The sequence below is a fragment of the Waltera sp. genome, assembly GCF_046969025.1.
Taxonomy (GTDB): Bacteria; Bacillota; Clostridia; order Lachnospirales; family Lachnospiraceae; genus Acetatifactor; species Acetatifactor acetigignens.
This window is the reverse complement of record NZ_JBKVQF010000031.1, coordinates 25,354-35,104: the sequence shown is the minus strand read 5'-3', so window position 1 is coordinate 35,104 and position 9,751 is coordinate 25,354. Positions and strand designations below refer to the sequence as shown.

The 9,751-nt window shown below is 44.9% G+C and carries 6 protein-coding genes and 2 tRNA genes; 1 reads left to right on the top strand and 7 read right to left on the bottom strand.

Going from position 1 to position 9,751, the window contains the following annotated elements:
* Nucleotides 1-172: 172 nt before the first annotated feature.
* The 7 genes from ACLTOH_RS14020 to ACLTOH_RS13990 form a co-directional block, all read right to left on the bottom strand.
* Nucleotides 173-261, bottom strand: a tRNA-Ser gene (locus ACLTOH_RS14020).
* A gap of 51 nt (nucleotides 262-312) precedes the next feature.
* Nucleotides 313-398: transfer RNA gene (locus ACLTOH_RS14015), tRNA-Ser, on the bottom strand.
* A 239-nt stretch (nucleotides 399-637) separates the two neighbouring features.
* A complete protein-coding gene (locus ACLTOH_RS14010) occupies nucleotides 638-2,644 on the bottom strand; it encodes a glycosyl hydrolase 115 family protein (protein ID WP_117467059.1) in 2,007 nt (668 codons plus the stop codon).
* Between the two features lie 141 nt (nucleotides 2,645-2,785).
* Complete coding sequence (locus ACLTOH_RS14005) at nucleotides 2,786-3,478, bottom strand: rhamnogalacturonan acetylesterase (RefSeq protein ID WP_412224270.1); 693 nt, start codon at nucleotides 3,476-3,478, stop codon at nucleotides 2,786-2,788.
* Between the two features lie 119 nt (nucleotides 3,479-3,597).
* Entirely contained in the window at nucleotides 3,598-4,458 is an 861-nt protein-coding gene (locus tag ACLTOH_RS14000) for a carbohydrate ABC transporter permease (protein WP_117467057.1), read from the bottom strand.
* Nucleotides 4,459-4,470: 12 nt separating this feature from the next.
* A complete protein-coding gene (locus tag ACLTOH_RS13995) occupies nucleotides 4,471-5,436 on the bottom strand; it encodes an ABC transporter permease (RefSeq protein ID WP_117467055.1) in 966 nt (321 codons plus the stop codon).
* Between the two features lie 137 nt (nucleotides 5,437-5,573).
* Nucleotides 5,574-7,196, bottom strand: a complete 1,623-nt coding sequence (locus ACLTOH_RS13990; protein ID WP_412224269.1) for an ABC transporter substrate-binding protein — start codon at nucleotides 7,194-7,196, stop codon at nucleotides 5,574-5,576.
* 297 nt (nucleotides 7,197-7,493) lie between these two features.
* Between ACLTOH_RS13990 and ACLTOH_RS13985 the strand changes: the two genes are divergently transcribed.
* On the top strand, nucleotides 7,494-9,740 hold the full coding sequence (locus tag ACLTOH_RS13985) for a helix-turn-helix domain-containing protein (protein WP_412224268.1): 2,247 nt from the start codon (nucleotides 7,494-7,496) through the stop codon (nucleotides 9,738-9,740).
* Nucleotides 9,741-9,751: the final 11 nt, after the last annotated feature.

The window sequence follows — 9,751 nt, the reverse complement described above, 5'->3', positions numbered from 1 at the left end:
TGGAATTTTCAGGGTTGCATTACTGTTTATTTGTCAAAGATCATAACCTCTTGCTCCGCAAGAGCTGTGTTGCTTTGCTGTTGTTTTCAGCGACAGCTTTGATAGTTTATCATAACCATTTCTGTTTGTCAACAACTTTTTTCAAGTATTTTTGACATCTTACAACAGCTGACGGAGAAGGAGGGATTTGAACCCTCGCGCCGCTATTAACGACCTGCACCCTTTCCAGGGGTGTCCCTTCAACCTCTTGGGTACTTCTCCAGATAGTTGATTCTAATAATCTATATAATTATCGGCGGCACGAATGCCTAGCGGAGAGAGTGGGATTCGAACCCACGCGCCCTTTCGGACAAACGGTTTTCAAGACCGCCTCGTTATGACCACTTCGATATCTCTCCGAATGTGTGTCTTAAGTCTTTGTCATCTGTGTTGCTCACCTGACGACAAAAGCTATTCTAACAAAAAGGTTTGCTATTGTCAACACATTTTTACACAATTTTTATTTTATTTTTTTAAGATGAGAAAAAGCCCATTTTATCACGTTTTTGGGCTTTTCCTCTTTTTGCTGAATACAGTTTTTTCTATGAATTGTGTCTGTTATCATGTAATTGTTACAAATATTCCTACTATTTGCTTTTTACCACTGTCTGCTTTTCCCTGCAAGATACAACTCCCAGTCCGTCATATGATTTTCCATATTAGTGATCAGAACTACTTTGCTGTCATTCTCAGAGTAGGTCACTTCTCTCTGCCACTTGTAAAAATCCGGTCCGTCTCCCAGATTTCTCATATAGCCCATCAGGCGTTTCAGGCAGTAAGCTGTCTCCTTCACATCCGTCAGGCAATCATTGGCATAAAAGTCTTTCCATTTTCCGTGTTCCCGATCCCTCATGGCGCTGTCCGCCGCTTCAAATGCTTCTGCAGCATTACCCAACAGGAAGAAGGCCTTCTTATATTCCTTCCGTTCATATGTTGCAAATGCTTCTGTAAATAAGGTAGCTCCCTGTAGACAATTCCGGTGGATTTTCACCTGCAGCAATACGGAATCTTTCCATAATTCATTTTCCCCAACGGTAAGGCCGCGCTCATACAGACCCTCAAGCTGTTTTCCCGTCTGCAGACATTTTCCTGTAAACCATTCCATCTGTGCAGCAAAGGTATCCTTATGAATACACCAGAACAGTTCTTCCACCGGTTCTGCAGCTCCGTTCTTCATCCAGCTATAGATAAAATCCCTCACAACATAATTATAGAATTGTTCTCCGGCATGCTCATCCTCTTTCTCTCCAAAGGGTAACATAGCCCTCGGATAATCGCGAATGCAGTCTTCCATAATGGAAAGCTGCGCAGTATCATTCTCCGCCCCATAGTATTCGGTGACATAACGCTTTCTATGCTCTTCTGCCGACAGAGCATCCTGTTTCCACAGATTAGCAATAAAAGAAAGAGGATATACATGCGGCTTGATATTGGATGCATTGACAAGCCACAGGTCCGTAATTCCATGCCTCAGAGCATCCGTAAGCTCTTTTTCCACGAACTCCATGGAATTAGGCAGCATGGTAATATGGTTGGCCGCCTGTAAATCATAGAAGGATACATGATAATAGGTGCCATGCCGTCCCTTATCTCCTTCCTCCGGCAACGCTGACACTCTGGGGTTATGATTGCCTTGACGTCTGGATACCATCTTGCCGTAACCGTTGTCTGCCCAGATCAGGATCACATCCTCCGGAATCTGCAAACAGCCCTCCCGATATAATTCCAGAATTTCACCGTACAGATTTGTGCAGAACACTGCGTCCGGAATCTGTTCTCTGACCATTGCATATTGTTTCTTCATAATATTGCTGATCAATTCTCCCCGCTTCTCGGAAGTATCAAACGCGGAATCATTTTCCCAGAACGGTACATCGCCCTGTCCCCGGAAGCCAATATTCCAGATGACTTCCTCGTCCTTCTGCCTTTCAACAGCTTCCTGCCAAAGCTTATCGAACAGGTCTCCGTGTTTCAGATAGGAGGGTTTCAGATCCGGATAAGCCCGTAGGAACATTTCCGCTCCCAGTGGTTCCGCATGATGATGTGTAACCATAAGTCCCATATTTGACGCGATAGGAGCGTAAATTCTGGAGTTCTTATCCGTACCAGGGATCACCAGATTGCCACCACAGCGGAGCAGCGCTTCAAACACCATTTCCCATGGATAGTCTTTTGATACGCCGGCTGTCCAATGGCTGATCAGTACTTCGTCATTGATAAACCATCCACGATACCGGATTCTGTCCGGCTCCGAATGGTATATCCCGCAGGGGATCTCTACATAAGATTTCACTTCCATCTTCTGATCATTCCAGAACCAGAATGGCAGCACTCCAAGGTAGGTTTCACTAAGGTAATTTAATGCATAGATAAAGGAACGGGCATCCGCTCCGTAGATCGTAATCTCCTGTTCTGTCACTTCCAGCTCATATTGTTCCGGTTTCAGATCTTTTTTGCACAAAATGATCCTGTTTCTATTCTTGACTATGTCAGTCAAAGTCTTTTCCATGTCTCTCCGGAGTCGCTCACAGGCAAGTTCTACGGCTTTTTCTGTTACGGCATCCGAAAGTAAGGTAGTGTTTCTACTTAACTGAAATGGGTTCATGCTCTTCTCCCTCTGTCTGTCATAATGATAGCAACATTATAAAAAAATGGGGTTCTTGTATCAAGATACAAAAAAGCCCGTTTCACTGACAAAATTTGTCTGCAAAACGGACTTTTTGTATTTTCATAATGGTCTGCAGGATTACAGTTTCAGATCATCCAACAGCATCTCTGCGTAGATTCCACCGATCTCTTTTAACCCTCTGGCGATCAGCGATGCGAAATTCACAGCACCGTCATAACGCAGGTGGGTATTATCCTCGGATTTCTCCGGGTGATTCTTATACTCGCCCTCCGGGAAGAACATATACCATCTTCTGCTGTTCTTCTCTCCGGCTTTTTTTAACTCCATACGGCTCATGCTGTAGAGATCCACCAGAGGAACATTATTTTTCTCCGCGGTCTGCTTCATAGCAGCCACATAATCGGAATGTGCTCCGATCCCCAAGTGTTTCTCATCCATAAAGCATCTGCGCTCTAAGGGAGTGATCAGCACCGGATAAGCGCTATGATCTTTTGCCACACGGATAAAGGTTTCAAGATTCTCCATATAAGTGGAAAAAGGCTCTGTATATCTGGTGGGATCCTCTTTTTTCTCGTCATTGTGTCCAAACTGGATAAACAGGAAATCTCCTGCACCAATTTTCTCCTCTATGGCTTTCAGTCTCCCCTCGTCCATAAAGCTTTTGGTGCTTCTGCCGTTCTTGGCATGATTGCATACCTGATATTCCGGCTTTACAAATAAAGGAAATACCTGACCAATGCCTGTCTGCGGATAGGTCGTATAGTCATTGGTCTGGACCGTGGAATCTGCAGCCCAAAAAATTTTATTCATTTCTGCCTCATTTCTGCGCTTCCCCTGCGCATCTTTTCTTGCGGAATTTGCCCGCAGATACAACACAAGGGAAACCGAAGTTTCCCTTGTCGAAATCCATACATCGTGTGAGAAGAAAATCACTCCTTGACAGCACCGATATTAACACCCTTTACGAAGTACTTCTGCAGGAAAGGATACAATGCCATGAAAGGAAGGATTGCACATACGATCGCTGCATAGAACAGAGTGTTCTGTGATACTGAATACTGCGTGGTAGGAGTATCACCATCCATGATCATATTACGTAACTGATACTGGAAGTTAACCTGATCAGGATTGGTAATATAGATCTTAACGGTAGAATAGTCATTCCATACGGTTACTGCGAACATCAGGCCGATGGAAGCCAGAGCTGCTTTGGACAGAGGAAGCACAATCTTGAAGAAGATTCCCATAGGGGAACATCCGTCGATCTCGGCCGCCTCGAACAGGCTGGCAGGTATTCCTTCGAAGAAGTTACGCATCAGTACCAGGTTGTACACGTTCATACCGTGCTTTACCACCAGGATCCACATGCTGTTAACCAGGTGTAACTGCTTCATTACCAGGTACTCGGGGATCATACCACCGGAGAAGATCATGGTAAACAGAAGGAAATATGCGAAGAAGTTACGTCCGGGCATATCAAACTGGATCAGTACATAGCCACCCAGGGTGGACAGGAGCAGACCAAGGAACGTACCGAGCACGGTTGTGATCACGGAGTTGATGAACGGTCTGTAAAGTCTCTGGGTATGAATGATGGTCTTATAGCCATCTAAGGTAAAATCCTCCGGCCACAGTCTGAACTGGTATACACCCACAGCATTGAAGGAGTCTACTACTACCTTCCAGATAGGTACCAGAACCAGGAGGCCGATGAGAATAAATACGATGTAGTTTACAATATCGAATACATGAACCTTTTTCTTAGGTTTACGATAAGCTGTCTTTGCCACGTTTAACACCTCCTATACAATGCCACGGCCACGGGTCTTCTTACTAGCCCAGTTACATATCAGTACCAGTACACAGCCAACCAGGGACTTGAAGAGACCAACTGCTGTAGAGTAACCATAGTTCGGCAGAGCGATTGCGAATGTCTGACGATAAATATAAGTAGAAATAACATCAGATACGCTGTATACCGCATTGTTGTACAATACGAATACGGACTCGAACATATTCATAACCTTAGCAAGGTTCAGGATCAATACAGTGATAATAGTATTGGACAGTGCAGGCAGCGTTACGAAACGCATCTTCTGCATACGGGTTGCACCGTCGATATCAGCTGCTTCATACAGCTCCGGGTTGATACCTGCCAGAGTAGCCAGGAAGATAATGGTTCCCCAACCGGTCTCTTTCCAGATATTGATAATGTAGAAGATCGGTCTCCACCATGCAGTGCTTGCCAGGAAATAAATTCCCTTGGCATCCGGTGCCAGGATGCCCCAGTCACGCAGCAATCCGTTTACCAGACCGGTAGAGGAAGGAGACAGGAACAGGCTGAAGATAGATGCAACTACTGCCCATGACATAAAGTGGGGCAGATATATAATAGTCTGCAAAGTTTTCTTTGCAAAGAGATTTCCCATTTCATTTAAGAAGATTGATACGATAACCGCAGTGAAGGTCGTGATCAATAACTTCATGATACTCAGTTCCAATGTGTTCCTGAATGCACTCCAGAACGCATCGGTCTTAAACATACTGTAAAAGTGCTTGAGTCCCACAAAAGTAGGAGCACCTACGGGCTTGTAATCGTAGAATGCATAACGAATACCAAGCATGGGCCAGTAATACATGATCAAAATAAATATAAATACAGGCAGGAACATTACATAATAGCCTCTGTTATTCCAGATCCGGAGACCCAAAGGCTTGTGACGTACTTCTACGCCGGTGGATGTGGTGATTTTCTTTTTCTTGCTCATACCATCCCTCTTCCTTTCAACTTCATCTCACACATTCTTTTCTCTCTAAAATATCCTGTCCCATGGGCTTTGTATCCCGATGGGACAGGATAATTATATCATATTTTGCAGCTTCCGCTACTCTATTACGGTCTCAATTACTGATTCAGTTCAGCTAAGCACTGATCAATGATACTGCCAACAGTGTCAACGTAGGTCTGCATAGCTGCATCTACATCGCCGCCATCAACTACTACAGAAGTGATAGCTGCCAGCTTAGCATCATAGATGGTACCGGACTCGTTGGTGTAGGTCTCAGAGGTAGGAGACTGAGGAGCATCCTTGCAGTTCTCGGTGAAGAACTTGTTACCTTCTGCAGCCAGGCTGGAGATATCGTTAAAGCCGTTGTCCAGAGAGCAGATAACCAGAGCGGGATCCATAGCGTTCTTCTTCCATACGGAGTTAGGATCGTTAGGAGACTGCTTTAAGTGGAACTGACCATCTTCGTACTCGTAAGACTTCTCTTTGTCAGTACCTGCATTGATGGTGAAGCTTTCAGCCTTGGTAGACCAGTGAACATCCTCTGCACCGTAGGTCCACAGTGTCTGCACCTTGTCACCATCCATCATGGTCTCGATGAATGCATCGAAGATAGCCTGCTCACGGGAATTGTCTCCGTCACCGTCATCAATGATAACCCATACAGGAGCTTCTCTGTTCAGGTAAGCGCCAACCTCAGCGATAGGAGCCAGCTCAACCAGCTTCTCATCAACACCGTTCTTGATCAGGTTATCGGTCAGAGTCTGATACCAGGAACCTGCCCAGTAAGTGAATACACCTGAAGAACCAGTCTGATCGTTAGAGAACCATTTCTCACGAGCGATCTTGGTAGAAGCGGTCAGGGTCTCAGGGTCGATAGCGCCATCCTTGTAAGCCTGCTGTAATCTTAACAGAGCTGCCTTGGTAGCATCGGTCTGGAATCCATCGTACCAGGTACCATTCTCATCCTGCAGGATTGCGGGATAAGAATCCTGCCAGAACTCAGGCAGATAGTTTACATAAGGAGCCTCGTTACCAACGAAACCAGCTGCGATAACACCATAGGTATCACCGGTTACGCCGTTGCCATCGGGATCTTCGTTGTGGAACTTTAACAGCATGTTGTAGTAATCATCATAAGTCTTGATGTCTTCAGCCTTCAGGCCAACTGCATCTAACCATGCCTGCTTAACGTAAGTAACACATCCATTACCATAGGTAGGAGCGAAGCCATACAGATGACCTTCCTCATCCTTCAGGTTCTCGTTGATCTCAGGCAGGATCAGGTGAGACTGGAATTTAGCGTTTGCATATGCTTCGGACATATCCCACAGCAGACCGGTAGGTGCATACTGCTTGAACATATCTGCACTCATGATCATTACATCAGGATAGTCACCGCCTGCGAACAGACGACCTACTGCATCGGTATAACCGGAGTGGTCTAACTGCTGGATGTTCATCTTAATAGGATGACCGATTGCTTCGGATACTGCATCATCCCACTGCTGAACGAATTCAGCCTGGCCGTTGTCAACGGTTGCGGTCAGAGTACCATTAACTACTACGTTAATCTCCTCCAGATTGTAAGCTTCGGTAGATGCTGCCTCGGTAGAAGCTGCTGCGCTGCCAGTTGCTGCGCTGTCGGTGGATGCTGCAGGAGCATCATTGCTGCTTCCGCATGCTGCTAAGGAAGCTACCATAGCAGATGCTAAAAGTACGGATAATACTTTTCTCTTCATTTTGTTCCTCCCTAAAAATTTGGAATCATGATTTGTCATGGGGTCATTCCCTTGACTTGCCCTCACCTTACCATCCGTCACCGGGAAAAACAAGTTACAATTTTTGCGTTCGGGTGCAAATTTTGACCACCGATTCTGCAAACCCTTGATTTTACTGCATTCTTTGAAAGTACTTACATTTGATATTTTTAAATTTGAAAGGGGTTACATCTTGCTTCCTTTGTTAGTAACTGATACAATAGACATGGTTTATTCGGTATATTATCTAAAAAAATTGAGACACGGGAGTGATCATGAATGATTTTTAATAAAAAAGACACCCTTAATGATACAAATTATACAAGCCACAACAATACATTAATGCTGAAAATGGTAACCTCTTACAGTATTTTCCTGCTGATCATTCTGGTTTTGTTCATCTTTTTATACCGTTCTACGATAAATAACGCGCGTGATTCTTATGATCAGCAGAACGAGACAACCCTGATCAGCAATGCAGAGCTGTTTGAAAGCGATCTGAATATCATGGAAGTCTATTGCAGACAGCTTCTGCAGAACGACACTTTCCGGAAAGTCATGAATTATGAGAATACCTATTATCCTTTTACGGAAATGGGAAATGAATTGCAGAACTCTCTGGCTACCAATGTATATGCAGAAGCTCTTCTTCCGTTAAAAGAGTCCTTTGTCTATTTTCCGGAGACAGACTATGTATTGAATCCTACTTATTTTATATCCGCAAAGCGGTTCTATAGTTGGATCCAGAAGTATCCTTCTACCGAAAAGGAAATGTGGCACTCCTACATGACGGAACCGGAATACGAGAACCGCTTTCTTCCCATGGATCAGTTCATGCCAAATTACAGCGAAAAATATTATATGTATATCATCGACCTGAACGATCTCTATTATATGGATGCCAATGCGAAGGTCTGCTTTATCTTCGAACAGGATAAGATGGCGGATCTGTTCGACTGTGTTCAGATGGATGGTGATAATTTCCTGGCGGTGACCGCGGAAGATGACTCCACCGTGCTTACGATAAATACTCCGGACAGCATTTCCGCAGAAATGTTGGATTCTCTGGACTTTAATAAGGGCTATGCAGAGGTCCGGATCGATGGACAGAACTTTACTTTGGGGAAATACGTTTCGGATAACACCAGTTATTCTTACTATTTCAGCTTCCCGCCCTACAAGGCGGCCGCCGGATTGGGTGGCACCCAGCTGCTTTTCATCTTTTTTGCCCTGCTGGCATTGCTTACAGGCGGCTGTCTGGTCTATTATTTCTCCCGCCGCAATGTCCGCCCGATCATTGAGCTTGGGCAGGAATTGCAGACCGCTGTGGAAGTACAGAAAAATCTGCAGGAAGTGGTAGACAGTCAGCGTCCGATCATCTGTACCTCCTATGTGAGACAGCTGTTATCCGGTACTGCTACTTCCGAGGATGAAGTTACCTACATGGAAAACTATCTGGGTATTGCGGATTCTTCTTATTATAATGTGTTGTACATCGTCTACTATAATAATTTCGGAGACAATACAGAAATCACTCTCCCCGGCGGCGTGGAATCCATGGAAGAACTGGAAAAGATCATCGAGTCCGCACTGGAGAATTTCTTCGGTACACCGCTGTTCTATTTCAGCCCCTCGGACCGTACCTATTCCGTTTTGCTGCATTGCTCAGAGGAAGAAGAAAAGGATCTGATCCTGAAGATCAACAACTGCATCCTGCGTCTGCATGATTATCTGCTGGACACTTACGACATCTGGCTCTTCGCCGGTATCGGACGCAATACGGATTCCCTGATGAATGTATGGGAATGCTACCAGCAGGCCTCCGAAGCTGTAAGTTATACGACGAAGAACTATATTTTCTTCCCGTATGAATTCATTAAAAAGGATTCCAACGTATTCTATTATCCGCCGGAGATCTCCACGAAGCTGATCCACTTCATCTCCACGGGCAATACGCCGCAGGTATTAGAGATGTTCAACCTGATCCATCAGGAGAATATCGAGGAACGTACCCTGCCGGTCAACCTGTTAAAATACCTGCTGTCAGATATCCGTAACACTTTATTAAAAGCAAGATTTGCACTGCCTCAGGACGCGGATCCCGAAGCTGTAAAGGTGCTGGATGAACGTTTCAATGAGCACCTGACCTTCAAATTGTGCGAAGATCTTGCCTTATCCCTGTGTAATCTCTTCGGCAATAAGGAGGATGACAATACGTTATCCGCCACCATTGAGAAATATATTAAGGAAAATTACAAGGACCCTTCCTTAGGGCTTAACAAGATCTCCGATGAATTCCAGATCTCAGAGAGCTATTTCTCCCATATGTTCAAGGAAAAGACCGGAGTCAACTTCTCCACTTATCTGGAGAATATCCGCATGACGGAGGCCGCAAGACTGATCAAGGAGACCGATATCAGTCTGAATGAGCTGTATATTGCTGTGGGATATAATAATTCCAATACTTTCCGGCGTGCCTTCAAGAAGGTATACGGAGTGACCCCCAGTGCCATGCGGGAAAAATAGAACAATCTCTT

What these genes read in the sequence shown, in the direction of transcription:
- ACLTOH_RS13995 (WP_117467055.1), bottom strand. Translation starts at nt 5,436, where the DNA reads ATGAGCAAGAAAAAGAAAATCACCACATCCACCGGCGTAGAAGTACGT.
- ACLTOH_RS13985 (WP_412224268.1), top strand. Translation starts at nt 7,494, where the DNA reads ATGATTTTTAATAAAAAAGACACCCTTAATGATACAAATTATACAAGC.
- ACLTOH_RS14010 (WP_117467059.1), bottom strand. Translation starts at nt 2,644, where the DNA reads ATGAACCCATTTCAGTTAAGTAGAAACACTACCTTACTTTCGGATGCC.
- ACLTOH_RS13990 (WP_412224269.1), bottom strand. Translation starts at nt 7,196, where the DNA reads ATGAAGAGAAAAGTATTATCCGTACTTTTAGCATCTGCTATGGTAGCT.
- ACLTOH_RS14005 (WP_412224270.1), bottom strand. Translation starts at nt 3,478, where the DNA reads ATGAATAAAATTTTTTGGGCTGCAGATTCCACGGTCCAGACCAATGAC.